At 63.6% G+C, this 26808-nt stretch carries 19 protein-coding genes; 6 read left to right on the top strand and 13 right to left on the bottom strand.

Annotated elements, in window-relative coordinates; genetic code table 11:
* Positions 1–27: 27 nt before the first annotated feature.
* From rfbC to L1069_RS09870, 8 genes are all read right to left on the bottom strand, one after another.
* Positions 28–582, bottom strand: coding sequence for a dTDP-4-dehydrorhamnose 3,5-epimerase (rfbC, locus tag L1069_RS09905; protein ID WP_134831640.1), 555 nt, complete (start codon positions 580–582; stop codon positions 28–30).
* Positions 573–2747, bottom strand: a complete 2175-nt coding sequence (locus tag L1069_RS09900; RefSeq protein ID WP_237455564.1) for a glycosyltransferase — start codon at positions 2745–2747, stop codon at positions 573–575. The genes rfbC and L1069_RS09900 overlap by 10 nt, the downstream gene beginning before the upstream one ends.
* A gap of 37 nt (positions 2748–2784) precedes the next feature.
* Positions 2785–4158 carry a hypothetical protein gene (locus tag L1069_RS09895; RefSeq protein WP_237455563.1) on the bottom strand — a complete coding sequence of 458 codons (1374 nt, stop codon included), beginning with the start codon at positions 4156–4158 and terminating at the stop codon, positions 2785–2787.
* A gap of 44 nt (positions 4159–4202) precedes the next feature.
* A complete protein-coding gene (locus tag L1069_RS09890) occupies positions 4203–5270 on the bottom strand; it encodes an EpsG family protein (RefSeq protein ID WP_237455562.1) in 1068 nt (355 codons plus the stop codon).
* Positions 5267–6391 (bottom strand): phosphotransferase, encoded by a 1125-nt coding sequence (locus tag L1069_RS09885; protein ID WP_237455561.1) that lies wholly within the window; start codon positions 6389–6391, stop codon positions 5267–5269. Before L1069_RS09885 ends, L1069_RS09890 begins: the two co-directional genes overlap by 4 nt.
* Positions 6392–6399: 8 nt before the next feature.
* Positions 6400–7743 (bottom strand): lipopolysaccharide biosynthesis protein, encoded by a 1344-nt coding sequence (locus L1069_RS09880; RefSeq protein ID WP_237455560.1) that lies wholly within the window; start codon positions 7741–7743, stop codon positions 6400–6402.
* A 9-nt stretch (positions 7744–7752) separates the two neighbouring features.
* Entirely contained in the window at positions 7753–8988 is a 1236-nt protein-coding gene (locus tag L1069_RS09875; RefSeq protein WP_237455559.1) for a glycosyltransferase family 4 protein, read from the bottom strand.
* Between the two features lie 390 nt (positions 8989–9378).
* Complete coding sequence (locus tag L1069_RS09870; protein ID WP_237455558.1) at positions 9379–10098, bottom strand: LuxR family transcriptional regulator; 720 nt, start codon at positions 10096–10098, stop codon at positions 9379–9381.
* A 210-nt stretch (positions 10099–10308) separates the two neighbouring features.
* Here L1069_RS09870 and L1069_RS09865 point away from each other — a divergent pair, with 210 nt between their 5' ends.
* The 3 genes from L1069_RS09865 to L1069_RS09855 all read left to right on the top strand — a co-directional run bounded on the left by L1069_RS09865 (position 10309) and on the right by L1069_RS09855 (position 13074).
* Positions 10309–11247 (top strand): alpha/beta hydrolase, encoded by a 939-nt coding sequence (locus tag L1069_RS09865; protein ID WP_129373357.1) that lies wholly within the window; start codon positions 10309–10311, stop codon positions 11245–11247.
* Between the two features lie 145 nt (positions 11248–11392).
* On the top strand, positions 11393–11965 hold the full coding sequence (locus L1069_RS09860) for an acyl-homoserine-lactone synthase (protein ID WP_129373358.1): 573 nt from the start codon (positions 11393–11395) through the stop codon (positions 11963–11965).
* A 50-nt stretch (positions 11966–12015) separates the two neighbouring features.
* Positions 12016–13074 (top strand): NAD-dependent epimerase/dehydratase family protein, encoded by a 1059-nt coding sequence (locus L1069_RS09855; RefSeq protein ID WP_237455557.1) that lies wholly within the window; start codon positions 12016–12018, stop codon positions 13072–13074.
* On the opposite strand, the gene L1069_RS09850 is transcribed toward L1069_RS09855, so the two are convergent.
* The 5 genes from L1069_RS09850 to L1069_RS09830 are packed head-to-tail and all read right to left on the bottom strand — an operon-like array spanning position 13071 to position 19457.
* The gene (locus L1069_RS09850) at positions 13071–13946 is read right to left on the bottom strand and encodes an aminotransferase class IV (RefSeq protein WP_237455556.1); all 876 of its coding nucleotides are present in this window, start codon (positions 13944–13946) and stop codon (positions 13071–13073) included. The genes L1069_RS09855 and L1069_RS09850 overlap by 4 nt on opposite strands.
* Entirely contained in the window at positions 13943–15325 is a 1383-nt protein-coding gene (locus tag L1069_RS09845) for a hypothetical protein (protein ID WP_237455555.1), read from the bottom strand. Before L1069_RS09845 ends, L1069_RS09850 begins: the two co-directional genes overlap by 4 nt.
* On the bottom strand, positions 15318–17024 hold the full coding sequence (locus L1069_RS09840; RefSeq protein ID WP_237455554.1) for an AMP-binding protein: 1707 nt from the start codon (positions 17022–17024) through the stop codon (positions 15318–15320). Before L1069_RS09840 ends, L1069_RS09845 begins: the two co-directional genes overlap by 8 nt.
* A 16-nt stretch (positions 17025–17040) precedes the next feature.
* Positions 17041–18288, bottom strand: coding sequence for a hypothetical protein (locus tag L1069_RS09835; protein WP_237455553.1), 1248 nt, complete (start codon positions 18286–18288; stop codon positions 17041–17043).
* Positions 18289–18290: 2 nt separating this feature from the next.
* Complete coding sequence (locus tag L1069_RS09830; RefSeq protein WP_237455552.1) at positions 18291–19457, bottom strand: 4-hydroxybenzoate 3-monooxygenase; 1167 nt, start codon at positions 19455–19457, stop codon at positions 18291–18293.
* Between the two features lie 183 nt (positions 19458–19640).
* On the opposite strand from L1069_RS09830, the gene pabB reads away from it, so the two are divergent.
* The 3 genes from pabB to L1069_RS09815 are packed head-to-tail and all read left to right on the top strand — an operon-like array spanning position 19641 to position 26803.
* Positions 19641–21764, top strand: coding sequence for an aminodeoxychorismate synthase component I (gene pabB, locus L1069_RS09825; protein ID WP_237455551.1), 2124 nt, complete (start codon positions 19641–19643; stop codon positions 21762–21764).
* A gap of 26 nt (positions 21765–21790) precedes the next feature.
* Entirely contained in the window at positions 21791–22591 is an 801-nt protein-coding gene (locus L1069_RS09820) for an outer membrane lipoprotein-sorting protein (protein ID WP_134831624.1), read from the top strand.
* A 24-nt stretch (positions 22592–22615) separates the two neighbouring features.
* Positions 22616–26803 carry an aminotransferase class III-fold pyridoxal phosphate-dependent enzyme gene (locus L1069_RS09815; protein ID WP_237455550.1) on the top strand — a complete coding sequence of 1396 codons (4188 nt, stop codon included), beginning with the start codon at positions 22616–22618 and terminating at the stop codon, positions 26801–26803.
* Positions 26804–26808: the final 5 nt, after the last annotated feature.

Raw genomic sequence — 26808 nt, 5'->3', positions numbered from 1 at the left:
GCCTCCGGCTGCAAGTATCTTCATTACTTATCCTTCCCAGGCAAAGGGGCTGTCGAAATCCGCCAGCGCCGGTGCGCTTTTGTCTTTGTCCGACAGGACGGGCGTGCCGTCAAATGCCCAATCGATGCCGCAGCTGTCCCAGGCCACCGCGCCGTCGCACTCGGGCGCGTAGTAATCGGTGCATTTATAAATCACCTCGGTGTCCGGCGCACGGGTCAGGAAGCCGTGCAGGAACCCTTTGGGCACCAACAGCTGCCTGCCGTTCTCAGCGCTCAGTTCAATACCGAACCATTTGCCGTAAGCGGGCGAACCTTTGCGGATATCCACCGCCACGTCGAACAGAACCCCCTGGCCGCAGCGCACCAGCTTGTCCTGGGCATGGGGCGGGGATTGGAAATGCAGGCCCCGCAGGGTGCCGGTTTGGGCCGAAACAGAATGGTTGTCCTGCACAAAGTCCAGATCGATGCCCTGGGCGGCCAGCCGCTGCCGGTTCCAGCTTTCGCTGAAAAAGCCGCGCGCGTCGCCGAACCGTGCCGGTGTCAGCACCTTCAGCCCAGGCAGCCCTGTTTCGTCTATCTGCATCGCCTCTGACCTCTTGTCTTCTGTGTTTCCGCCTGCATCAGGCCGAAGTACTGCTGCCCGATCCGGTCCCATCTGTAGCGCCGCCGTGCAACGTCGCACAGGGCTGCTGCTGCGGCGGTATCGTCAAATCCGCTGGATATCAACTCTGCCAGCGCCGCGGAGGAGGTGAAAAAGGCGGCCTGCTGTTCGGTGGTGAAGCGGTTGAAGCTGCAATCATAGGCCAGAATCGGCAGGTTGAAATGCATCATCTCGACCAAGGCGGGATTGGTGCCGCCGGCCGAGTGGCCATGCACATAAAGCGATGCGTTCGAGCGCAAACGGCAAAGCGCGGCGGGATCGTAAACCGGGTCCAGCAGATGCAATGCGGGATGGCCGCCGAACTGCGCCCGCAGCCTGCGCCCGAAGGTGCTGTTGTTCCAATTGCCGGCAAAGACCAGCGGCTGCCCGGCCTGCGCAAAAGCTGTCAGGATCATTTCGGGATTGTTCTCAGGCTCAATCCGGCACAGCGCCAAAGCGTAGCGGGCGGGCAGCGCGGTATCATCATCTGGGGAGACGCCAGAACCGGCAAGCGCGTGATCGCCTCCATAGGCGATGACTTCGGCGGTGACGCCGTAGGTTTCACGCAAGTAATCGGCAATGCCCTGGTTGTCGGCAATGACCTGATGCGACCAGCGCACCGCAAGCCCTTCGGACCAGCGCAGGAAACGGCGGGCGAGTCCTTGCCATTTTGCCCGCTGCCATTCGATCCCGTCGACATTGGTGATGATCCGCGCGCGGGACACCAAGCGGATCAGCGGCAGCACACAGGCGCCCGAAACCCCCAGCAGCAGCAGCACGTTGTGGCCGCGCCGCACCGCATCCAGCGCTGTCATGGCATCATAAAGGATGCTTTGAATGCCGTTGGCGTTCAGCCGCGAATAGCGCAGCCGGGCGTTCAGGAACCGGGCCGGGCGGCTGGGGTAGGCGCGGGCGCTGCAATAGACGGTCAGATCCGCCTCCTTGCGGTGTTGCGCCATGGAATAGCGCACCAGGTTTTCCGCCAGCGTTTCAAACCCGCCATAGCGTCCCGGCACCCCGACGGTGCCGAGAATGGCGGCTTTCATCTGCGGGGCAGGGCGTGTCTGCTGCGGCGCGAGGCCTGCCAGAAACCGTGCCTTGAAACCCTGCAGGGTAAAGCGGGCCTCGTATTGCGCCCGGTTCTGGCGGGCGCCGTCCGGGTCTGTCCCGGCCAGTTTGGCGGCCAGCGCCTGTGCCAGCGCTTCGGCATTGCCCGGTGCCACCAGCGTGCTGGCGGTGCCTTGCAGTGCCTCGGGCAGACCGCCGGTATCGGAGGCCGCGACCAGGCAACCCGCGCGCAGCGCCTCCAGCGCGGTGGTCGGGAAGGGGTCGGCAAACAGCGACGGGATGCAGGCCACTTTGCTTTGCGCAAAGAAAGCCGCGGCGTCGGGGCGTTCGCCCAGATAATCCAGCTGCAGATGGGTAAAGCCTGCAAATGTGCCGGGCGGCAGGGTCTCGCCGGGCAGGCAGCCGCCCAGGATCAGGATTTTGGCGCCCCGGTGCCGGGGCGTGTCCAGCAGGCGCAGGGCGTTCAGAAAGACGTGAAACCCCTTCTGCGCCGTCAGCCGCCCGGCAAAGGCGATGTCCCAGGGGCGGCTGTCGCCGGTGGCGGCGTAGCTTTTGTCCAGATCGGGGATGCCATTGTGAATGACCTGCACCTGCGCGGCGGTTTCCAGCCCCCAGGAATCTTTGATGGCTTGTGAGACGGTTATGACCTGCAGGCCGGACAGCTGTATGGCCGCCTTCAGCACCGCTGCCGCCGCCGGGCCGGGGGCAGTTTCATGCAGATGCAGAATGCAGCGGCGGCGCAGCATGCGGGCAATCAGAGCGGCGGGCAAGGTCGCGAAAGTGTTGCAATAGAGGGTCCGGTGGCGTGGAAAACCTCTGCGCAGCAGGGCGGCAAAACGGACGGAGTTGCGGATCACCTTGGCCAAGCTTTTGAACGGCGCCTGCCGGAAGTCCCGCATCACCAGGACCGGGAGATCCGCCCGTGCGGCATAGCGGGCGGCGGGGTCGTTGTGTTCCACCGCGACCAGCGCATCCACACTATATCCGGCGTCTTCCAGAAAGGTGATGATGAAGCGCGCGATGCGGGACGATCCGTACATGTCGGAGACCGAGTCCAGAAACAGGACCGGCGCGGTGCTATCTGCCTGAGGGGCCGCGCCGGGCGTGGTTTCTTGCGTGGTTGCCGCCGTTCTCCGCGCAAGCCGCCAGGAGGGTTTCAATGATCTCATCAACAATGTGTTCAATATCCCTATCAACTTGGACCGCCGCAAAATGGTGGTTTTCGCGGGCCATCTGCTGCAGCAGATCCACCTGTCTGGCGGTTTCCTGAAGCTTGAGTTCCGGTTTTCTGCCGTGCAGCACCTCTGGCGGGCCATGCAGCGCAAAGATGATGTCAGGTCTGGGTGCCAGACGCTCGATCAGCCGCAGCAGCCGCGCCGGAACAGTCATGCGGTAGCGCAGCTGGTCAAGGCGGATGTCGTTCAGGAAGCGGTCGAAAATCACCAGATCCTTGCGGATCATCCGGGGCAGGACCACCAGGAAATGCCCCAGGATGTAATCGCAGGAAAAATACAGCAGCCGCGCCAGCGACACCGCCCGCCCATGCGGCACCACATCGTGGGGGTTGGGGTTTTCCTGTTTCTCAGGCGCCGGGTTCCAGAATTTGAGCCGCCCCGGCGTTGGCAGCAGCCGGGGCCGCCAGTAGAGAAGAGTGACGCCGTGAAAAACCGGTGACAGCCTTTTGTGCAGTGCGGCGATCAGGGTGGATTTGCCAGAGCCGTCCGGCCCCAGAAATGCGACGCTGCAGCCCACCGGGTGGCGGATCCGCTGCAGGTGCCGGCGGGTTTCCTGCACCGCGGCAATCAGGCGGCGGCGGCGGCCCATGCGCGCCTTGCCATAGCGGGCCAGCCGCCGCCGCAGCGCTGCGCCCTGTTCCGGCAGCCGGCGGGCTGCTGCGGCCTCGGCCGCGTCCAGAATGACAGGGGGAAAGGCGGATTTGAAGGCGTGCATGTCCACGGTGGCGTGCAGGTCCCCGATCCGGGCGGCGCGGTAGGCCCGGTTGTCGTTTTTCAGCACATGCCGGACCGCCAGATAGGCCAGCTCGGATTGCGGCGACAGGGTCCAGAACATGCCGTTGTAGACTCTGTTGCGGGCAAGTTCCGCGTGGCGCAGCACCTCGCCGGTGCGGAAGGAGCCGTAGCCCGCCATGATGTCCAGCTTCAGCATCACCCGCCCGGCGCTGCCGCGCTGGACCAGCGTATAGGCACGGCTGCAGGTGCCGGACCAGATATCAAACAGCAGCAGCAGCCCGTTATCCTGCGCGAACTGCCGCACCAGCCTGGCAATCAGTGCCCGGTCGCCGGGGGCGGCTGAGATATCCACGTCCAGATCATATTCCGGGTTCTCGGCCGCGAGGCCGGACAGCACGCAATAAGAGACACCGTGCTCGTCAAGGCAAGCAAAGAACCGGAGCAGAATCTGGTCGCGCTGCGGCAGGCTGAGGCCGTTCATGTCAGCTCCTGTTCGTTGGTTTGCGGCAGCAGTCAGGCGCCGGTTCAGTAGACTTGCAGCACATTGCGCGGCCCCCAGATCAGGATTGTCCCGGCTGCCAGCATCAGGAAAAAGGCAAAGCCGCCGACAGCGAAAAGCGCGTCTTCGCGCAGCACGCGGCGCAGGAACAACGCCAGGAACAGCGGCTCCATCATCTGGGCGGGCAGGTAGATCCGGTCGCGGAACAGCACATTGTCCCAGAACACAGCCGCCAGGATCAGCAGCGCCAGATAATAGCGCAGCAGCAGTTTTTCGGTGTCCTGCAGTCGCTGCCATTCCAGCAGAGCGCCGAGAAACACCAAAAGCGGGATTGCGTGCTGCGGTTTCAGCGATGCGTTTTCATAGGCGAACTGTCCGGTGGCGGCGTAATGCTGGTAATCCTCGAACCGCTCGATCCAGGGTGCGGCGCCGGCGGAGACATAGGGAAAGAGCAGGAACAGTGCTGCGGCAGCGCAGATCAGGGCACCGGCGGACAGGGCCGCGCGACGGGCGGTGGACAGATCGGCGGCGGACAGGAACAGCGCATGACCCAGTGCGGAATAGTGAAACCCGCCGCCCGCCAGCGCCAGGGCGAAAAAGCTGCGGCTGCGCCCCGCAGTAACCAGGATCAGCGTGGCATGCAGGATCAGCGCCGCCGCCAGGCCGTTGCGCAGGATCAGGATGTTCACGGTCCAGAACACCGGCGAGGCGCAATACATCGCAAAGGCAAACCCGGCCAGCCGGGGGTTGAAGCGCGTAAAGCCCAGGTAGACAATCAGGTTGGCGGCAAGGGCGCTGGCGAACAAGTAGAACGTGCCATCGGTGCTGAAGTGGCGCAGCAGGCGGAGCGCGGCGATATAGGCGGTCTCGACAAAGCGCTCAAACCGTTCGGGGTGGCTGTACATTTCCAGATAGATCCGGGTGTCGGCGCCAAGCTGGACATCGCGCCAGCTGACCGCCAGCGAAACCAGGGCAACAACCGGCAGGCCGGCCAGCAGCTGCCCCGGCCGGCCTTTGACTTGCAGCGCCGCCAGGGATGCGAGGCCCGCGGCCAGGACAATGGCAAAATAGATCAGATGCACCGGCGCGATCATGCGGCGTCCTGCGCGGGTGCTGCCAGCAGGCGCTGCAGCATTACCGGGCTGGCGGGGCAGGCATTGCCCCGGAAAATCCGGTCCAGAAGATAGGCGATCAGCAGGAAGCGGGCACCATCGGGCGATCCGCGGTGCCAGCGTGCCTGCATCAGGCGCAGCAGTGGCGCCGGATCGCCCAAGGGCGGCGCGGCACCGATGCTGAGCAGGAAATGCAAATGGTCCCAGCCCAGCGGGCGGCGGGCCGACAGCTCCCAGTCGAAGACATAAAGGCGGGCGCCGGTTGCGGTGCAGTTCCAGGGGGTGAAGTCGCCATGCGCCAGGGCGGCAGGCACCGTGCTGCGGGCAAGGATACGGCGCAGGGTTTCCAGCCCGCGGGCGGCCAGATCGGTTGACGCCGGCAGCAGGGATTTTGCTGCCGCGGCGTGCTGCTGCTGCAGACCGTAAAGGTATTGCCCGCTGAGAGGGGCTGCCGTTTTTGCCGCCATTTCGTCCAGAAAGCCGGAATGGCTTTGGCCCAGGGAGCGGGCGGGTTTGAAATCCGGGCGGGTCTCGTCGCTGCAGATATACGCCCGGCGGGGGCCGAACCGGGTATATCCCAGCACGGACGGCAGCAGCGCCGAGGACAGGTCCAGCTTGCGCACGGATCGCAGCGCCCGCACCTCATTTGCGATCAGCGTGTTGGCAAGCGGCGAGCAGGCCAGTTTCAGATAGGCGTTTTCGCGGCTGTGCGCGCCGCGCAGCTGCACCGTTATCTTGCGCTCAGGCCCCGGTGTGCCCGAGAAGAAAGCCGCCGATGGCCAGCTGTGCAGGCAGGAAGCGTGCGCACGCGCCTTCAGATAGATGCGGTTGCGGGCCCAGACCGGGCGCAGCCCCGCGCCGTTGAGGGCCAGCACGGCGGATTTCGCCAGCCGCGCGCGGCGCGACATCGGGGTCAGCATCCGCAAGGCATCGGCCACAGCCGCGCGCCCCAGAAGCGGCACCAGCAGCCAGCGCTGGACGCTGGCGGCCCTCAGCACTGCAAAGGCGGTGGCGCCGGGATCAGCGGCGGCGCAATGTTCAATGCCCAGCAGGTCCAGTTCTTCGATGAAGCCGGGGAAGCCGGGCTGCGTGACGGGAAACATGCAAGGGTTCATAGCAACGGCAGCCGCAGGCCAAGGGTCCGGTAACCGCCGGCCGCCAGCGGCAGATAGGCCGCCAGAACACCGGCCGTGGCGGCCATGCCTGCGCCCTGCAAGCCGTAGTGCGGCACCAGCAGCCAAGTGGCGGTGGCAAGAACCGCCGCGCCGGTCAGCTGGCTGGCCACGCAATAGGCCTGATGGCCGGTCATCAGCAGCATCACCGTCACCGGCCCGAAGGCTGCGCGCACCAGCTGCGCAGCAAGCAGCAGCAGCATCACCGGGTAGATGCCGCCGGCATATGTTTGGCCCAGCAGCAGGCGGATGATCTCTTCGCCAAAGACATACAGCGGCGCGGCAATCAGCAGGGCCGCTGCAAACCCGGCCAGCGTCAGGGTCAGGTACAGCTTCCGGAGGCCGTCAAAATTGCCCTGCGAGTACAGGCTGACAACCCGGGTGGCCATCAGCAGCTCCAGGATACCGACCGGCAGCGCGGCAAACTGCGCCGCCTTATCCGCCAGATTGTAATAGGAGACGTGCTCCTCCTGCAGCAGGACGCCAACCATAAGCAGGTTCAGCTGCAGGCCCAGGATCATCAGCACCGCATAGGCGATGTAGGTTTTGCTTTGCGCGGCGACCGGGCGGACCAGGGCGGGGGCGCGGGCGGTATCGGCGGTGCCGCGAAACCCTGCGGTCAGCCGTCTGAGCCGCCATTGCGACAGCACCGCGCCCAGCCCATAGCCGGCGGCCATTGCGGCCAGCGCAGCCCAGGCGGTCCGGCTGCCGGTGAGGGAAATCATCAGCAGCAGGGCAGCAGCCGAGGCTGCCGGGGCCAGGATCAGGAGGCAGAGCTGCCCTTCGGCGGCCCGCTCCAGCCCGCGCAGCGCGGCACTGCCGATGTTGATCACCCCGATAAAGGCGGCAACCAGAAAGATCAGCGCAACGGTGCTGCCGGTGAGCGGCAGCGGCAGGGCGCGGGCGCTCCAGCCGGCGGCGAGCAGCAGCAGGAACACCAGCGCCGCAAGGCTGACCAGCAGCATCGCGGCGGCAATGTGCGGCCGGATTTCAGGCTGCCGGCCGCTCTTGTGAAGCTCTGCCACCCGCCGGGTCAGAAATTGCGACACCCCGCCGGAGGCCGCCGCGGCGCCGATCGCGGCCAGCGACCAGGCGATGGCATAGACGCCGTATTCCTGCGGCCCCAGCCAGCGCGCCAGCAGCACCGAGATCGACAGCACCAGCGGCACCGACGCCAGTTTGATGATCCCGACAACAGCGCCGTTGCGCAGATAAAAGGAAAGAGTGCCTGCCGGGCGGGGCTTGGGCCGGGTCTTGGGCCGGGGGCGGGCTGTGGAAATCATTCCGGTTGCTCAGACAGATCCGGCTGCCGTGCCGGACTGCGCCAAAAGGGAGCAGTAAACGTCTGAGTGCCGTGCCGTGATTGCATCATAATTATACCTGTTCAAAGCCAGATCCATTGCAACCTTGGCTTTTAATTGCCGCAGATCTTCATCCCCGGCCAGCGTCAATAATGCCTGCGCCAGCACTCTGGCAGCATCGCCGGAGTGCGGCGGCGGCAGGGTTATGCCGGCCTCCTGACCCACCGCCCGGCCAATGGCGTCCCCCTCCAGGCAGACGGTGGGCAGGCCGGTCAGCATGGCCTGCAGCAGAATGGTCGCCAGCCCGTGGTGGTAGCTGGGGTAGAGAAAGACATCAGCGCGGTTCAGCTCGCCCAGCAGCGTCTCCATCGGCAGTTTCCCGGTCAGGGTTACCGCGGCATCCAGACCGTTGCGGGTGATTACCTTGCGGATCGCAGTCTCCTGGTTGCCAGCGCCAACCATCGTGAGCCGGGATTGCGGATAGGCGGCATGAAATGCGGCAAAGGCGCGGACTGCCAAAAGCGCGCCTTTCCAATCAACAAATTCACCTGCATAGATAATCCGGATCACCCTGCCGCGCTGCGGCTTGGATTTCCGCAGCGCCATCCGCGGCGCAGGTTCAATCCCGGTCTGCACAAAAGGCACCACTTTGTTCTGCAGTCCAGCGGGGAAATTGCCCGGCGTGTGCGACAGGATCACATCCGCCCTGGCGCGGGTGCGGCGGACGGCGGGGTCCAGATTGCGCAGGCAAAAGCGCAGCGCAGAGCGGGTGGTATCCTTGAGCCGGGCGCGCCAGGGCATCTGCCTGCGGATCAGAGGATGGGTGTTTTCACTGCCCACCGGCCCCCAGACAAACGGCTTTTTCTGAAAGGCGGCGCCGGAGGGCATCCAGTCCATGCCGCCGGTCAGATGGTGGATGACATCAAAGCCGTATTGCCGGTCAAACCGGCGGATTGCGGCGGCAGAGCCAAGCTGCCAGAGGTAGTAATACAGCAAAAAGTTCTTTTTTCCGCGGCCCTTCAGGGCGGTGAACAGGCGCGGCAGGTCGTAATAGAGGAGCTTCAAATCCGGGTTCCGGTTTGCCGCGGCCAGGGCAGGGTGGTTATTGCTGCGGGTCAGCACCCAGACCTGATGCGCGCCTGCCAGCCGGTTTGCCAGCGCCCAGCCGATTTCGCCTTCACCGCCTTTGCCCGGCTCGCAGGCATATGCCAGAATGAGTACTCTCAAAATTCCCTCAGCAAAATGGCGGGGGTGCGGCACCCACCCCTGTTTCAGAGGCGGAGTGCATCCCTTCCGATCGGTTGCGGGTCAGGGCGGGCCGCCGGGGCGGCGGCATAAAACTGCGTTTATTGATACTGCAATGCTGCTCAATCTGCTATGCAAGCATGGCGCGAGTAATCATTTATTATGGTTTTTTAATAATTTAATCAAAATGGATACTGCCTGAGGGCCTCCAGCCGGAAAAGCGTATTCCTCAGCTCTGGGTAAAGGACCTGGAGCAGGCTCAGGACCCGTTCCTGTTTGATAACCGGAACATGACGGTTGCAGCGAAAGCGGTGGCAGCCAAGAACACCTTTGGGCAGTGGCCGGATCAGGTTGCAACCCGGCGCACCGCTGTCAGCATGGAAGGATCAAGCCCTGCTGCACCGCCCGGACCACTGCAAAGGTCCGGGTGTTCACGCCCAGGGCAGCCATCGCATTTCTGATGTGAAAGTCGACTGTGTGGCGGCTGATGTTGAGGATGATCTCGATTTCCGCTGAAGATTTCCCCAAGGCTGCAAGCTGCAGGCATTCCAGTGCCCGCGGAGAAATGCCGCCGGCTGACTGGGCTTCGCCTTCAGAGGGAACGGTGTCGCTTACCGCCTGGCCGATCAGCTGACCGTAATAGGTCGCACGGGACAAGTCCTTGTCTGAATATGCTTTTTTCCGCGAGCTGGAGAAGGACACGATCTGAATGCTGCCATCGAACTGCCGCGAGGACAGCAGCACCCCTGAATGAATGCCGAAATCGCCGGCCGCCTTGTAAACCTGATCATGTTTTTTCTGAAACGAGGCGCAATTCCGCACGGTTTGCCAGCAAATGGCCCGGCTGGTGCGGGGGGCGAACTGGATGACCGGGTCAGAGCCGATCAGGCCGGTGCTGCGGTAATGCGCCGTCCACTCCTTGGGGAAGTTTGTTTTCATGCTCTGCTGCGCTGCAGTGATGCCGCGGGTGGTTTCCGCGGTTATGTGGCAGGCGGCGAAATACTCAAAATCCGTGTTTTCCTGAAGTTCGCTGAACAGGCTGTCCACAATGGAGCCGCGCGCGTTGCATCCGCTAGTAACAGCATTCTGCATCACCAAATCCTAAAAAATTAACCTTACGTAAGGTTATTTCAGGTCCGCCCTGGGCGCAACTTATAATTGTGGCTCAGCCCTGCGCGGATCTGCTATGCGGGATGTCGGAAAGAACACGCCGATACAGGCTCTTTTCCTCACCCAGGGTTGCATTTCCAGACCATAACCACACTTGTGGGTGAAGCATCCCTAGCAGAGACCCGACTTCAGATGGCCAAGAAATTTATCACTTTCGCAATCGCCCTTTTACTGGCCGGTCTGGCCGTCACAGCCGCCTTGCGGGTCTGGCCCGCGCAGAGCGCCCGGGCGATGATCTCTGCCTTTGTCTATGTCTCCGGATTGGCGGCGAAACAGGCTGAAACCAAGGTTGGCACTGTGCATTATCTTGAGGGCGGCGAGGGAGAAACGGTTGTCCTGCTGCACGGTATATTTGCGCGCAAGGAACATTGGATCGACATGTCCCGGCAGCTGAGCGGCGGCTACCGCGTTATCGCGCTGGATCTGCCTGGGTTCGGGGACAATTCCGTGCTGCCGGAAGGGGAGTATGATTATGCCGGGCAGGCGCAGAACCTCATGGCGGTGCTTGATACGCTTGGGGTGGAGCGCTTTCATCTGGCGGCAAATTCGATGGGCGGGCAGATTGCCGGCCTGGTGGCCACGCAGTTTCCTGACCGGGTCGCCAGTGTTGCCTTTATCGGCAGCCCCGTCGGCGTGAATTCGCCGCAGGAAAGCAAGTTTGAGGCGGCAATGCGGACAGAGCAGAAAACCCTGGTGGTCGACAGCCGGGAGTCCTTTGAGAAGCGCAACGCCTTGTTGTTCCCGGAAAAACCATATGTGCCTGCAGTGATTGAAAACCTGTGGGCGGGTCAGGAAATTGCCAATGCGCAGGCAAACCGGCGGATTTGGAAAGAGGTCAACGGCTCGGATACGGTTCCCCTGCAGAGGCTTGCCACCCGTATCACCCAGCCGAGCCTGATTGTCTGGTGCCGCGAAGACCGGATTTTCGATCCCAGCGGCGCGGCGGTACTGGCCGAGGCCCTGCCGGATTCCGAACTGGTCTGGCTGGATCAATGCGGCCATGTGCCGATGCTGGACCAGCCGGCCGGGTCGGGCCGGGCGCTGCGCGCCTTTCTGGATGCGCAGCACTAGGGCCGGACGAATCCCGGCACTCCCGGCCGGGGCAGCGGGACCAGGGCCGGCCGGAGTGCACGCAACTATCAGGTTACAGTGTTTACCGCTGCCGGGATCATCCTGACACTGCCACTCAAATTCAGCGAAGCGGGGCTTGGGTGACATGCGGACTATCATCGTGAACAATCAGAATATCGGGAAATACGCGCACTACTGGCGCGCGCATTTCAAGCTGCGGCACCAGATTTTCGTTGAACGTCTGGGCTGGGACCTGAACAGCTACGACGGCATGGAGTTCGATGAATTCGACACGCCGGCAACCGAATATGTCCTGTGCATCAACAACGCCGATCAGGTGGTCGGCGTCTCGCGGCTGCTGCCGACATCCTGCACCTATATGATCGAAAAGAGTTTTTCGCAGGAATATGACGGACCGCTGCCCAAAAGCGACCGCGTCTGGGAAGCAACACGGTTCGGTGTTTGCCGGTCGCTGAACGGCGCCGAGCGGTCTGAGGCAATCGACGCCATCACCAGCCGGATCTACAATTTCGGCCAGCAGCAGGGCCTGTCAGAGTTTCTGCTGCTGATGCCGTTGTTCATCTATTCACGGATCCTGATCCCGCGCGGATACGATCTGAAGGTTCTGGGTAAGCCCTGGCGCTGCGGCAATATGACCATCGCCGTTGCCCGCGTCCGGGTTGAGCAGGCCGAAAGCACAATCCGCCTGACAGCCTGACGGCCCGTCCGGCGTGCGGACAGCGTTTATCACAAAAAGGAAGTTCGATTATGCCTGAGGATACCCTCGAGGAGTTTTCAATCGCGCCCGGAGACCGCATTTGCGTCACCGGCGGCGGCGGCTATCTGGGCCGCCATGTGGCCGCGGCCCTGCTGGCCCGGGGATTGCGGGTGGTGATTACCCTGCGCGACATTCAAAAGGCCGGCCCGGTCCGCGCCTCGCTGCAGGACTACCTGGGCAAGGACAGCCTGCCGCTGGAATTCATCGAGGCCGATCTGACCTCTGACAACGGCTGGGATCTGGCGGCGCAATCAAGCCGGGCGATCATCCACACGGCCTCGCCCTTTCCTGACCGCCCGCCGAAGAACCCGCAGCATCTGGTGAAACTGGCGGCGGAAGGCACCGAACGGGTGCTGCGCGCCGCCGCCGCCCATGGCACCCGCCGCGTTGTGGTGACGTCTTCCATCGCCGCGGTCACGATGAAACCGCTGGAGCCGGGCCGCCTGTGTTACGACGAAAGCGACTGGAGCGACCCGGAGGATCCCCGCACCGATGCCTATGCCCTGTCGAAACTGAACGCCGAGCGCCGGGCCTGGGAACTGGCGGAGGAACTGGGGCTGGAGATGACTGTCATCAACCCCGGCCTTGCCTTCGGGCCGCCCATCGGCAGCAGCGGCGCGACGTCTATCGGCGTCATCCAGCGGTTCCTGAAGGGCCGCGATCCGGCGCTTCCCAATGCGGGTTTCCCCTGTGTCGATGTCCGTGATGCAGCCGAAGCCCATGTGCAGGCACTGCTGCGCAACGGCGCCTGCGGGCAGCGGGTCATCGCCGCCAGTGAAACCCGGACGATGGTTGAAATTGCCAGGGTGATTGCCAAGCAGTTCCCGAGCCGGGCCATCAAGACCGGTGCCGCCCCGGATTCGATGGTGCGGGCCGCGGCGAAATTCGACCCGGTTCTGCAGAATGTCCTGCCGCATCTGGGCGTGGCGCCGGAAGTATCCTGCGACCGTGCGCAGAGGCTGCTGGGCCTCAGCTTCCGCCCGATTGATGACAGCATCGCGGAAACCAGCCGGGTGCTGATGCAGCAGGAACTGGCCGCCGCGGATTAATCCGCGGCCCAGTCCGGCGGGGCCGGCATAATACCGGTTTCCTGGGCGATCCTGTCCCGCAGCAAGCGGGCCAGGACGCTCCGGAACCGCAGCGAGGTCCCGCCCATATTGGTCACCGGCATGATCAGCCGCAGGCTGTTGCAGGCAAAAACCTCATCCGCGGACTGCAGCTCAGTAGCGGTGAGCGAGGCTTCTTCGGCGGTCAGCCCGGCGTCTGCCGCCAGACACAACAGAAGCCCCCGCGTCACCCCCGGCAAGACCCCGTCGTGCACCGGCGGGGTGATCAGCCTGCGGTCTTTGATGGCAAAGATGTTTGCCATCGTGGTGCAGGCGGCAAACCCGCGGGTGTTCAGGAACAGCGCATCACCAAGCCCTTTCTGGCGGGCGGTGCCGGTGGCCAGGATCGCATCGAGATAAGATGCGGCGGTTTTCCACTGGCTGAGAGGCGAGGTCTCGTTTCTGGCGGCTTCGGCAATATCCAGCGCAACCGGCTGGAATTGCAGCGACGGCGGCAACGGCGACAGCGTGGCGGTCACCCGGCTGTAGTGCGACAGGTCGGTTGCCAGCCCGCGTGCCCCTGCACCGCGGCTGATGGACACCCGCAGGATCGCAGCTGCGTCCGTTTCGGCGCAGATGCCGTAAGCGGCTGAAATCAGGCGGCAGTCCGCACGATGGGCAAAGAAATCCGCCGTATGTTCCAGCCGCCGCTGGTGGGCCTGCCGCAGCACTGCCTTGCCGCCGAGGCAGAGCACCGTGTCAAACACCGCATCGCCAAGCGTGGCGCCGCGTTCGGATGCCGCATAGACCGGGCTGCCGGGCGGATGGAATTCGCCGTCCGACCACAGCAGCGGCAGCGCCTTGCCGCCGGTCATTCCGCAGCCTGCGGCTGGCTGCCCGCAGCCCCAAGCCCGATGGAGCGCGCCAGCGCATCTTTGAAGGCAGGGATCATTTCATTTTCCATTTCGGCACAGGACACCGCGTCTTCGTCCCACAGGAAGACGGCGCGCAGGCTGTCCGGAGTTGTGGTGATCAGAAGCATGATCTTGCCCGGCGGAAACAGCTGCGGAAAGCTGAAGTACCTGCGGGTCTGCAATGCCGAGGCGTTCAGTATCTGCGGCGGTACAGGGCCGATGTTGGACAGGATAAACGGCGATTTCACCACCAGCATCAGCACCAGTTTGGTCGCCAGCACCTTGGGCAGAAAGGCAATCACCTTGTGGTAAAAGGCGTAGCGGGTAAGGTCGTCCAGCACCTTGCCCGCGCGCAGGGTCTCAACCGTTTCAAAAATCCGCTCGCGCTGGGTCCGGGTTGACGGGCCGGAGGGAACCTCGATCGCGTAGGGCACGGCGCAGATGTCATAGTAGCCGTCCAGATCCTGGTCCGAAAACGGCCTGAGCGAGAAATTGTCGATCAGCTTGACCTTGCCCTTGGGCTTTTGCCCCCTGGCGGCATTGAAAGCGGTGATCGTTTCAACCCAGGCCGCCAGATAAAACGGGTGCCGGCTGATCTGTTCGGAGCGGGCGAACTGGCGCAGGTGCTGCCAGACATCGGGGCCAAGATCTTCGAAACGCACCCGGGTCCGTCCGCGCTGCAGCTTGCTGCTGGTGTTGCCCGCCAGCGCCACCGGGGCGGTCACCGTTTCGCGCAGCATGTCCAGCATCGTCGCCGCGAATGATCGCAGATGGCGCCAGGCGGACCATTTGGGCATGAACAGTTTGGCATTTGCCCTGTCCGGAACCCCGGCCGGGCTTTCAACGGGGACCTCGTCGCGCGTCAGCGCCTCATAGGCGCTGACCAGCTGAACCGAGATCAGGTTGGCGGATTTTCCGCAGGTGTAGATATGGCTGGTGACGCTTTGCAGGATGGTCAGGTCGTCATATTCGGTGACAAAGATCCGCCATGGCGGGCCATTGGCGTGGTCCAGCGGCTCACCCCAGACATTTTGCGGCACCAGCTGGTCGGCGGCCTGTTCCGGGCAGCGTCCCCGCGTGCGCACATAGCGGATGTCGGGCTGCGCCTGCGGGTTGCGGGTCCAGCCCCACCCGGTCAGCCCGGCAAAAGAGCCGGCCGCCTGCAGGGCCGCATGGCGCCGGGCCACCGAGGCCGCGGCCTGGCGCAGGATATCCAGATCCGGTGCGTTTTCCAGTTCGAACCAGTCGCAGGAATTGCCGTTCAGCCCCTGACGGGCAAGCATCTTTTCATAATAGATGTAGATGCGGTTCAGCGTCGTCATCGGGTGGCGTTCAGGCATTGGCCAGTTCCTTGGCCGCTGCGGGCTTGCCTTCCGGTGTTTGCGGCTGTGCGGCGTCCGCTGCGGGCTGCTGCCGCAACTGTTCGCGGATTTCGCGTTTGAGCACTTTGCCAGTCAGCCCGCGCGGCGGTTTGGCGCCCTCCGGCAGGATGATCACCTCCGACAGGTGCTGCGCCCAGCTGCAGTTTGCTTTCACTGCTGCTAGCAGATCTGCAGGGCTGCCCGCATGTCCCGGCGCCATCTGCAGCAGCAGCACTGCCTCGTCCGCACCGGAAGCCGGGCGGGCCGCGAGAGCGGCTTCTTGCACGAATGGCAATTTCAGCGCTTCTTCTTCAACCGGCAGGCCGTAGACCGGGCCCTGGGCTGTGTTCACCGTGTCGACATCGCGGTCGATCTGGTAAAACCGCCCGAAATTGTCCCGGAAGCCGACATCCCCGGTCCACCACCAGCCGTCGCGGACCACATCATGGGTGCGGTCATGCTGGTTCCAGTAGCCTTTGAACAGTGTCGGCCCCTTGACCATCATCCGCCCGACCTTGTGGGCCGGCAGCCGGCGGCCTTCGGAATCGGCAATTTTCACCGCCGGGCTGGCCGGTGTCGGCCGCCCCACCATCCGGCCGAAATTCCGGGTCCGCCGTTCACTGATCTTCACCAGCGCCGCAAAGCCGATTTCGGAGGTCCCGAAGAACTCCATGAACAGGGAGCTGACCAGCGGTTTGCCGAACAGCCGCAAAAAGGCGCCCTTGGCCGTCAGCTGCCGGATGTAATGTTCGTGCATGGCGTCGCCGCTGGACATCCACATCCGGACCGACGACAGGTTGTAACCGTCCAGGCCGGTCTGACACATGTTCTGGTAGATGTCGGGAAAGGCAAAGAACAGGCGCGGCTGCCAGTCGCTGATGGACTGCAGGATGTGTCCGGCGCTTAGGTCCGTCACCACATGGGTCCGCACCCCGGCCGCAAGCGAGGTGATGCAGCCGGCCTGGCTGATATGGTGGTTCATCCAGCCTGCGAACATCACCGGGTTGCGGCGGGTAATGAACTGGATCCGCATCTGGCCCTGGGCCGCCAGAATAAAACTGTCCGACCCGTGCAGAACCCCCTTGGGGAAACCGGTGGTGCCGGATGTGTGGCAGATCATGACATGCTGATCGCGGTCCATATGCGGCGGGGTGTATTCCACCGCTGCCCGGGCAAAGGCGTCCGGTACCGGGATCACCTCGACACCCGGGACGGCCAGGCTGCCATTGGTCAAAAAGACCCGCTCAATCCCGTCCAGCGGCAGGCCGCTGTCCAGCAGGCTCTGCAGTCCGGCGCAATCGGTTACAACTGTCCTGGCGCCGCTGTGGCGGATGAAGTTCAGGAAATTCTGCACCGGCATCCGGCCATTGACCGGAACCGAGATGGCGCCCCGGCGCATCGCCGCATAGCTCCACAGAAAATAATCCAGCGAGTTGCCTTTCCAGATTGCCACCCGGTCGAACCGGCGGACGCCATGGCTGTGCAGCATGTGGCACAGCCGGTTGACGGTACGCCGCAGCCCGCCCCCGGTCAGCCCGTCATCCGGGATGCCGTACTGCGGCAGCTGCTCGTCGGTGGTGAAAAAGATCTCATGCTCGCGTCCCGCGATTGCGGTGTCCATCAGGGTTGCGATATTGACAGTGCGGTCGAGAATGAATTGCAGACGTTTCGGAAACACGGTTAAGCCCTTTCCTTTAAAAGAATATCCGGTATTCGATGCCGATGTTGGAGCTGTCCTCCAAGGTGCCGTAGGGCGACCCCGCGGGGCCATCCAGCCAATCGGCATAGAGGTAAATCACGCTTTGGGAGCCGAGCCGGTACTTGCCCCGCAGCCGCACATAAAGGTCGTCTTCAAACCAGCTGGAAACAGTGGCTTCGGCGGACCGTCGGGTATCGTCGCTTTCCCAGGTGTAGGACAGGCTGGACCCCGTTTGGCGGTCTTCATACTGCCCGTAGACGGTCCTGACGCCGGCCGCCAAGGGTACCAGCGGACCGGCACCGGTGCTGCGGCTGGTCTGCAGGTCGCGCCAGAACAGCTGAACGGCCAGCCTGCTGGTGCCCGCCAGCTCGCGCTCGGCACCCAGGACGGCCTGAACCTCATCTTCGGGCAGCAGCGCTGCGGGAATGGCGAAACTGCCGGACTTATACTCATGCAGCACGGCCTCGCCGTAGAACCGCCAGGCGCCGCGGACCAGGTCGAAATCCGCGCCCGCCATGAACAGATGCGGCACCACCGGCTGCACGCCGGTTCCATTCGCCGACAGATAGGGCAGGTTGGCCGGGCCTGAATAAACGCTGATCCCAAGATCGCCGAACCCTGCGGCCCAGCCGATCCGCCCGCCATAGGCCTGATCGTCGCTTTCGACCGGTTCGTCCGGCAGCGACAAAGCACCGGGGTAAATCCCCTGCGGCAGAACGCTGCTGCGGGTGTTGGTATAGGCATAGGCGGACGCCGTGACGTCGGATCCGAGAAACACCGTGCCCCAGATCCCGTCGGACCCGAACCGGTTGCCCTGTTCCTCGTAGACGGCAAAGCGGAAGTTGCGCGGCGAGACGACGTCGGTCGGGATGAACCCGTCTGCAACCCCCTGCACATGCACGTGCCGCCCGGCGCCAAGAGTAAAGCTGCCTGCCTGGTATTCTGCGTATGCTTGGCGCAGGGACTGGGTTTCATTGATGGCCCGGTCCTCCCGGCCGCTGCCCTGCAGGGCACCGCCGGCAAACAGATCCAGCGTGCCGGCGGCCGCGTCCATGCTGTGGGAAAAACGATAGTTCAGCCGTCCGAATACGCCGGTGCCGCTGTCGGTGAAATTGGGGTTGCCGCCTTGCACCCCGGTGGCGAAATACCCGTTGAATTCAGCCCGCGCCGGTGCCGCGGCGGCCAGCGCCGCAGACAGGGCCACGGACAGGATCAGACCCGGTTTCAGAAGTCTTTGCAGCATGGTCAGGCAGCCTCGGCGCCGGTGTAGTCCCGGCAGAACAGGCTTAGCTGCCCGGGCGAGGCCAAAAGGCTGTCCAGCCGGGTCAGTTTCAGATTGCTCTCAAACGGATCACCCGACGGCGGCGCGTGCAGAAGATCCGTCATCTGCCACGAGAAGGCCTGCCCGGCCCAGGCCCGCTTCAGCGCCTTTTGCGCATATTCTGCCAAGGCCTCCTGCCGGCCCTCGAACAGCAGCCTGCGGAAGCTTTCGCTCAGCTCGCGGATGTCGGCGATGGCCAGGTTCAGGCCCTTGGCCGCCGAGGGCGGCACAGTATGGCCCGCATCGCCTGCCAGAACCACATTCCCAAGCTGCATCCGGTCCGCCACATAGCCCTGCATCCGGACCATCAGCCGTTCTGTCACCTTGCCGGGGCTGAAGGTCACATCCGGCCCCAGGCGGCGCTGCATCTCGCTCCAGAAGCGGTCATCGGACCAGTCTTCGGCCTGGTCGTCCGCGCCGCATTGCAGGTAGGTGCGGCTGACCGTGTCCGAACGCATCGACCACAGCGCAAACCCGCGCGGGTGATAGGCATAGGTCAGCTCGGGCGAGACCGGAGGGGTTTCGCTCAGCACGCCGACCCAGGAAAACGGCAGCCGCTTGCTGCTGCCGCCCCCGGCGCCGTTCACCAGCCGGCGCGCCGGGCCGTGCGCCCCGTCGCAGCCGGCGACAAAGCGGCATTCCAGCCGGTGTTCAGCGCCATCCTTGCGATAGGTGATGACATGCGGTTCCGATTCCGGATCCGACAGCCGGATATCTTCGGCGCCGTAGACCGGGCTGCGGCCGCTTGCGGCCAGCGCATTGGTCAGATCGCAGGTCAGCGCCGACTGGCCGTAAACCATGCAGGAATGCCCGCCGCTCAAGGCTTCAAGGTCGATACGCCGCGTCTGACCGCGCCAGCGCAGGTTCATGCCCCGCTGCGGCAGGCCCAGCCGGTCCAGACGCCCGGCCAGCCCGGCCTGGCGCAGGAAGGCAACGCTGGCGTGATCCAGCTGCCCGGCCCGCACCCGGCGCTGCACATGCGCGCGGCTGCGGTGTTCCAGCACCTGATTGTCGATTCCCAGACGGTCCAGAAGAATCGAAAGAAGCAGCCCGGACGGGCCGCCGCCAATAATACCAACCGTCGTACGCATGGGGATTTCCGCTCCGCTTTGCTGTTTCGCGCCGACGCTAGATAGCCGCGGCGGATACCGGAACTCTCAAAGTCGATAGGTGACAGGCGGGCCGCAATTCCCGCCTTATCCGGGCAATTCATTTCAGCCTGACGGCGTTTCCAGCCGGTTGATGAGCCTATGGCAGTAAAGGGATACAGAGCCTTGAAACTTCTCCTCGTCGACAATTTTGACAGCTTTACCAATAATATAGCCGACTTTTTGCGCGGCCAGCGCGATGGTCTTTGCATCGATGTCATCCGCAATGACTGCTACGGCTTTCTGCAGAGCCCGGAATTTCTGAGCTATGATGGAATCATCATCTCGCCGGGGCCGGGCAACACCGGCGTCGCCAAGGATCTTGGCATTTCCCTGGAAATTCTACGCCGCGACAGCCGCCCTGTGCTGGGGGTCTGCCTGGGCCATCAGGCGATGATCGTCGAGGGTGGCGGCGTGGTTGAGCTGGCGCCGCAACCGATGCACGGGCGGGTCAGTCAGATCACCTGCAGCGGCGAGGGGCTGTTTGCCGGCCTGCCCAAGACACAGAAAGTGATGCGTTATCATTCCTGGACCGTGAACCCGGAGCTGCCGCAGGGCTTTGTCTGCGATGCCTGGACCGAAGATGGCATTGTGATGGGCATCCGCAGCACCGAATCCCCTCGCTGGGGCGTGCAGTTCCATCCGGAATCGATTGCCACCGAATACGGCCGGGCGATTCTCGGCAACTTTCTGAATCTGGTCGAGACGCATCAGGGCCGGACCGCAGCCAAGGCCCGCCGCAATGCCGCAGGCGCGGCGCCCGCCCGCAGCCTGTACTGGCACAAGCTGGGCGCCGCCATCGACCCGGCGGCGCTGGTCGAAGCGCAGGGCCTGGTCAACGGCCGCCGTCCGCAGCTGCTGGAAAGCAGCCTCGCGCAGGAGGGGCTGTCGCGCTATTCCATTGTTGAGGCGCCCGCGGACCCGGACCGCAGCATGACCTATTGCGTGCAAACGCAGACCCTTCGCGAATACGAGGGAACCGCGCTTGCCGCCGAGCGGCAGATACCGGTGCTGGACTATCTCAGCAGTTGCCTGGGTGTTGTATCCTGTCCCGGCGGGCATCCGCCGTTCCCGTTCCTCGGCGGCCTTATCGGCTGGCTGGGCTATGAGCTGAAATCGGAATTCCTGGGTGTTTCCTCGCCGCCCTCGAAAACCGAAGACGCCGCCTTTCGCCATGTGCCGCAGTTCTTTGTGATCGACCATCTTGAAGATGCGGCCTATGCGGCGGTCTGCTTGCCGCAGGACGCCGAGGAAGCCCAATTCGACAACGCCCTGTCAGCGCTGCAGACAACGTTCGCCAAGGCGGCCAGGATGCAGGTCGCCCTTGCGCCGGCCAAATCCCGCCCGCCGCTTGAATTCACCATGCGGCACGACCCCCAGGCCTATCTGGACCGGATTATCAAATGCCAGGAGCAGATCCGCGCCGGCGAAAGCTATGAGCTGTGCCTGACCAACCAGATTACCGCCGAGCTGAAAGATCTGGATGCCTGGGAATTCTACAAGCTTCTCCGCCAGCGCAACCCGGCGACCTACAGCGGCTTTCTGAATATCGGCGGCACCGAGGTTGTGTCTTCCTCGCCGGAACGTTTTCTGCGCGCGGATCAGTCCGGCCTGCTGGAAAGCAAACCGATCAAGGGCACCGTCAAACGGGGGGCCACGCCGCAAGAGGATGCAGAGCTGGCCCGGCGTTTGCAGAGCACCGAGAAAGAACGCGCCGAAAACCTGATGATCGTCGATCTGGTGCGGCATGACTTTGCCGCCACTTCGATCCCCGGTTCCGTCGATGTGCCCAAGCTGTGCGCGATTGAGACCTATAAAACCGTGCATCAGATGGTCTCGACCATCCGCGGGCGGCTGAAACCGGGCCTGACCAGCGTTGATGCCATCCGCTCCTGTTTCCCCGGCGGCTCTATGACCGGAGCGCCCAAAATCCGCTCGGTGGAAATTCTCGATCAACTCGAGGAAGGCCCGCGCGGGGTCTATTCCGGGGCGATCGGCTGGATCGGCTACAACGGGCAATCCGATCTTTCGATCGTCATCCGCACGGTGGTGAAGCAGGGCGCGTCCGTCTCCATCGGCTGCGGCGGTGCCATCACCTATCTGTCGGACCCCAAGGCCGAACTGGATGAGATCATGCTGAAAAGCCAGGCCCTGGTGCGGGCACTGGCGGAACATCTTACCGGCCATTCAGAACACTACCGGATTTCCAACGGCCTGCAGGCGGCGCCGGCAGGCACCTTTGCAAAGTGAAGCAGGACTTCGAAAAGGATACCCTCATGCCCGATTCTATTTCACGGCTTCCCCGCCGCGGTTTTCTTGCCCTTGGCGGCGGCAGTCTGGCCACCGCCATGCTGGCGCCCGGCCTGGTGCTGGCGGCCCCTGATGCGCTGGAGGTTGCCACCGCGGTCAACAATATCGAGCTGACCGGATCAATGGCGGCAATGGCCAAGGTCGAGCTGCGCCGCACCGGAGCGCCGGTGCGCACCCGCGATCTGGAAGTCTCCACGGCCCGGCAGGGCGGCAAGGATCTTAGCGACCGCCGCTATGTCTTTCTGGCCCCTGCGGATGTGCGCGACACCAAACTGCTGGTGCACGAGCAAGGCCGAAAGGACAATGATCTTTGGCTGATGCTGCCCAGCCTTGGCAAAGTGCGCCGCATTTCCGCCTCTAAGCAGGCCAATGCCTTTGCCGGAACGGATTTCAGCTATGCCAACCTGATGGCGATGCGGCTGGAAAACTTCACCCATGCGATCACCGCCGGCAACGGCAGCAGCATCACATTGGAAAGCACCGTGCGCAGCGCCGGCTACGGGCGCAGCATCGGCTATGCGCGCGCGGTGACCCAGGCCAGGGCCGGGTCGATGGTGCCGTTCCAGATCGATTACTTCGATCAGAAGGGGCGCCATCTGAAGACACAGAAAATGTCCAAGGCGGCCCAGGCACCGGATGGCAAACACATCCTGCGGTCGCGCCACATGATTGTGCACGGCAAAGGCCGGGAAACCCTGATCAGCCTGAGCAAAATCGATTTCAGCCCAAATTTCGGCGGCGGTCATTTCAGATCCCAAAGCCTTTGACGCCCCATCAGGAGAACTAAGCCTATGCCTCTGGAACATTTCGGACACCTTAATGAGCCGAACCCCATCAACCCGCTGCTGGACCGCAAGCTCAAGACCTGCGGCCTTTACACCCAGGTCGTCGGCGCCAACGGAAACCAGCTGCACTGCGGTGACAACAAGCTGGTGCTGGACTTTGTGCCCGGCCATGGCTGTCTGCCGCTGGGCCATGGCCCGAATCCTGTTGCGGAAACGGTCGCAGAAACCCTGAAACTGCCGCTGACCAATCTGGTCCAGCCCTATTTTTCAGAAGCAACCGAAGTGCTGGCCCGACGTTTGATGTCGCTGTCGCCGATCATCACCGAGCGTGTCAACTTTGCCACCACCGGCACCGAAGCGATTGAAATCGCGCTGAACTCTGCCCGTCTGGCGACCGGGCGGCTGCGCTTTATCGCGGCGGTCAATGGCACCCATGGCAAATCCATCGGCGGTCTTTCTGTCACCCATACCGACCCGGTCAATGAATTTGCCGAACTGGCAGGCACGGTTTTTGTGCCCTTTGGCGACATTGATGCGATGGACCGCGCTCTGGCGGCCGAGGGTGACTCGATGGCGGCGGTCATCCTGGAGCCGGTGCAATCCGAGGGCGGTGTCAAACTGGCCTCCAAGGCCTATTTCGAAGCTGTCCGTGCCCTGTGCGACAAACACGGTGTTCTGCTGATCCATGATGAGATCATGACCGGCACCGGCCGCACCGGGCATTTCTTTGCCACCGAATGGACCGGCGGCAATCCGGATATCATTGTTCTGGGCAAAGCTTTGGGCGGCGGCGTGATGCCGATTTCGGCCTGTCTGCTTGGCCCCCGTGCGGTGACCAAGTCGCTGGATTTTCAGCAGATGTCCAGTTTTGCCGGCAGTGCCTATGCCGCAACCGCCGCCAACGCGATGCTTGACGTGCTGCTGGAAAACGACAGCGAGCTGCTGCGCAGCATCCGCGCCCGCAGCGGCACCCTGGAAGACATTCACCAACGGCTGCAGCGCGCCTATCCGGATCTGATCGCAGACACCCGCGGCTGCGGGCTGCTGCATGGCATCGAATTCAGCCGTCAAACCAATGTGGTCGCAGGGTCGGAGGGCGCGTTCCTGGGCCTGGCAGGTTCCAGCCAGCAGTATCCGGCGCTGACGGCGGGGCATATGCTGTCAAACGGCGTCCGGGTCACTCCGGCGGCGAACTGCAAGGGCGTGCTGCGGATCATGCCCAGCTATCTGACCACCGACGAGGAATGCCAAACCTACGCAGCCGCGCTGGAGGAATGCCTGGATGCGCTGGCAGCACAGGACACGGTGCGCGCCACCAAGCATATCACCGGCACCGCCAAGGCAGGGGAACGGGAATCCGCGGTTGAATTCCTAGGCGCGGATCCGGTCGGTGAAATCGGCCCGGACGAAGGCCGCTTCGGCTTTATCGTGCATCAGCTGGAAACCGACGATCTGCAGAACCTCGATCCGCTGCTGCGGCAGGTGACCCGCAGCCAGCGCGACGTGCTGACCAATCTTCTGGGCGAGTTCGACGAGCCCATCCTGCTGAGCCGCGCCCGGATCAAGGGCAAGGACGGCTCAAGCGCGGTTGGCGACTTTATCCTGCTGCCCCGCAGTGCCCGGCAGCTGCTGGCGATGCCGCAGGACGACGCCTGCGAGCTGGTGCAGAAATGTGTGAACCTGGCCGTCAAGCGCGGTGCGCGGATTGTCGGTCTGGGCGGCTATACCTCGATTGTGACACGGGGCGGCTCCCGGATTGATCCGCTGGGCCAGGCGGTGACCACCGGCAACGGCTTCACCATCGAAGCAGCCCTGATGGCCGCGGACCGCGCCACCACCACGCTGGGCCGCAGCCAAAGCGACGCCACCGCGGCGATTATCGGCGCGGCAGGATCAATCGGCAGCGGCATGGTGCAGATGATATCGGCCCGGGCCCGCCGCCTGTATCTGTTTGTGAACCCGGCGACCCCGCTGGAAAAATCCTTTCTGCGGCTCAAGCGGTCGCTGGCTGCGGGGCTGAAAGCGTCCCGCGACGGCGAGCTTCCGGCCCGTGCCGGCTCCGTTCTGGACCGCGCGATGAAGCTGATGGACGGCCAAACCGACCCTGCGGCACTGGCGGAACAGCTGCTGCGCGATCCCGAATATTTCGTGATTTCCGACAATTGCAGCCGCGATCTGCGCAATGCCGACATCATTTACTCGGCCACCAGCTCCACCGATAAGCTGATCACGCCTGAGGATCTGCGCCCGCAAAGCGTGGTCTGCGATCTGTCCCGGCCCGGCAACATCAGCTATCGCTGCCGCGAAGAACGCGATGATGTGCTGATCATGGACGGCGGTGTCATTGCCTATCCTGGCCGCCCGCAGCTGGCGCTTGGCATTCCGATGCCCAAAGGGGTCGCTTTTGCCTGTATCGCCGAAACCGTCATGCTGGCGCTGCGCAAACACTATGAAAACACTTCAGTCGGGGCTGCGCCGTCGCACCGCGAAGTCAGCATGCTGCGCGAAATCGCCGCCGATACCGGGTTTGAACTGGCAGACCTGCGCGCCTTCGACAAGCCCATCGGCCGGGTCGATTGGGGCAGCCTGATCGGCGACGGCAGCCCGGAAGCCGCCGGAAGTGACGACGCACTGTCCCAGGCCAGCGCTGCTGCGGACCCGCATTCGCTGACCAGTGATGACAGCATTGACTATTATCACCGCATGATCGGCCAGCGTGCGGAAGGCATCAGTGCAAGCGATCCGGCGATCAAGGAGATGGACGGCGGGATTTTCACCTGGAAGGATCTGGATCATGCGGCGGGCGTATCGGCTGCCCGCTTCCTGACGCTGGGCATTGATCGCGGCGCGCGGGTGTTTGTGGCGGGGGCAGGCAATTTTGCCCATATCGCCGCGGTTGCAGGCCTGTGGCGCATTGGCGCCGTGCCGGTCACCCTGGACAGCTCGCTGCCGCAGGACCGCCTGCGCGCCATGATGCAGGTCGCCGCACCGGTGCATGCGCTGTGCAGCCCCGGCATGGAGGCGGGCCTGGCGGATCTGCTGCCGGTGGCACTGCTTGAAAGCAACGCCCAGCTGCTGAGCCAGACCGCAGCCGGCCCGCAATCCGCAGCCGCAAGCGCCGGGGAGGAAGCCGTTGTGATCTTCACTTCGGGGTCCACCGGATTGCCCAAGGCGGTGCCGCATTCCTTCCTCGACCTGGTCAACATGGCCGAGAACTATGGCCGTCACAACGTTGGCCTGTCGCCGAAGGACAACGTTATCGTCACCTCCAAGCTTAGCTATTCCTATGGCTTTTCGGTGTCGATGACCGCGCTGTATCACGGTGCCGCCCTGTTGCTGGGCAACGGCCGGTTCGATCCCGCCGCCATTCTGGACCAGATCGAACAGCAGAAGGCGACGGTGCTGTTTTCGGTGCCGACCGTCTACAGCATTCTGGTCAAGCAGCCGCCGCGCGATCTGTCGACGCTGCGCCAGTGCATCGCCGCCGGCGAGGCCCGCTCGCCCTTTGTCGATGACGCCTGGGAACAGATCAGCGGCATCAGCATTCAGGATGGTCTTGGCGCCACTGAAATCATGTCCTTTGCCCTGGCCACCCCCAAGGGTGAACCTGGCGGCAGAAGCATCGGCACCATCGTTCCGGGTTTCAGCATCGAAATCCGCAATGCGCACGGGCAGGTGACCCGCACCGGTGAGGCCGGCGTGGCCTGGGTGCGCGGCAATTCGGTGGCGACGGGCTATCTTGGCAATCCGGAAGCAAGCGCCCAGGCGTTTCAGGATGGCTGGTACCGGACCGATGACATCATGCGGATGGATAAGGATGGCCGCTTCCACTACCTGGGCCGGGCAACCGACCTGACCAAGGTCGGCGGCGTCTGGGTGTCGCCTGCGGAAACCCAGAACTTCCTCAACGCGCATCCGCTGGTCGCCGAATGCGCAGTGGTCCTGCGCGAGCATCCCGAACCCCTGGTGCGGCCCTATGCCTTTGTGGTGCCCGCCGCTGGTGCCACCGCCGGCCCCGGGCTGGAGCAGACCCTGAAAGCTGCCATCAGCGGGATGTTTGCCAAGTCCCAGGTTCCGCACAAGATCTTCTTTCTCGACGCGCTGCCGCGCACCGGCAACGGCAAGGTGCAGCGCTTCGCCCTCTCGGACATGGTCCAGGACAAAATCAACCTTGAATCCATCAGGCTGCAGTAAGATCC

Source organism: Leisingera sp. MMG026 (assembly GCF_021654205.1).
GTDB lineage: Bacteria > Pseudomonadota > Alphaproteobacteria > Rhodobacterales > Rhodobacteraceae > Leisingera.
Note: the sequence above shows the minus strand (reverse complement) of the source record. Positions and strands in the feature narration are given on the sequence as shown.

Bases quoted from the DNA above. Each gene is read 5' to 3' on its own strand.
- rfbC (WP_134831640.1), bottom strand. From the start codon at position 582: ATGCAGATAGACGAAACAGGGCTGCCTGGGCTGAAGGTGCTGACACCG.
- L1069_RS09900 (WP_237455564.1), bottom strand. From the start codon at position 2,747: ATGTACGGATCGTCCCGCATCGCGCGCTTCATCATCACCTTTCTGGAA.
- L1069_RS09895 (WP_237455563.1), bottom strand. From the start codon at position 4,158: ATGAACGGCCTCAGCCTGCCGCAGCGCGACCAGATTCTGCTCCGGTTC.
- L1069_RS09890 (WP_237455562.1), bottom strand. From the start codon at position 5,270: ATGATCGCGCCGGTGCATCTGATCTATTTTGCCATTGTCCTGGCCGCG.
- L1069_RS09885 (WP_237455561.1), bottom strand. From the start codon at position 6,391: ATGTTTCCCGTCACGCAGCCCGGCTTCCCCGGCTTCATCGAAGAACTG.
- L1069_RS09880 (WP_237455560.1), bottom strand. From the start codon at position 7,743: ATGATTTCCACAGCCCGCCCCCGGCCCAAGACCCGGCCCAAGCCCCGC.
- L1069_RS09870 (WP_237455558.1), bottom strand. From the start codon at position 10,098: ATGCAGAATGCTGTTACTAGCGGATGCAACGCGCGCGGCTCCATTGTG.
- L1069_RS09865 (WP_129373357.1), top strand. From the start codon at position 10,309: ATGGCCAAGAAATTTATCACTTTCGCAATCGCCCTTTTACTGGCCGGT.
- L1069_RS09860 (WP_129373358.1), top strand. From the start codon at position 11,393: ATGCGGACTATCATCGTGAACAATCAGAATATCGGGAAATACGCGCAC.
- L1069_RS09855 (WP_237455557.1), top strand. From the start codon at position 12,016: ATGCCTGAGGATACCCTCGAGGAGTTTTCAATCGCGCCCGGAGACCGC.
- L1069_RS09850 (WP_237455556.1), bottom strand. From the start codon at position 13,946: ATGACCGGCGGCAAGGCGCTGCCGCTGCTGTGGTCGGACGGCGAATTC.
- L1069_RS09845 (WP_237455555.1), bottom strand. From the start codon at position 15,325: ATGCCTGAACGCCACCCGATGACGACGCTGAACCGCATCTACATCTAT.
- L1069_RS09835 (WP_237455553.1), bottom strand. From the start codon at position 18,288: ATGCTGCAAAGACTTCTGAAACCGGGTCTGATCCTGTCCGTGGCCCTG.
- L1069_RS09830 (WP_237455552.1), bottom strand. From the start codon at position 19,457: ATGCGTACGACGGTTGGTATTATTGGCGGCGGCCCGTCCGGGCTGCTT.
- L1069_RS09820 (WP_134831624.1), top strand. From the start codon at position 21,791: ATGCCCGATTCTATTTCACGGCTTCCCCGCCGCGGTTTTCTTGCCCTT.
- L1069_RS09815 (WP_237455550.1), top strand. From the start codon at position 22,616: ATGCCTCTGGAACATTTCGGACACCTTAATGAGCCGAACCCCATCAAC.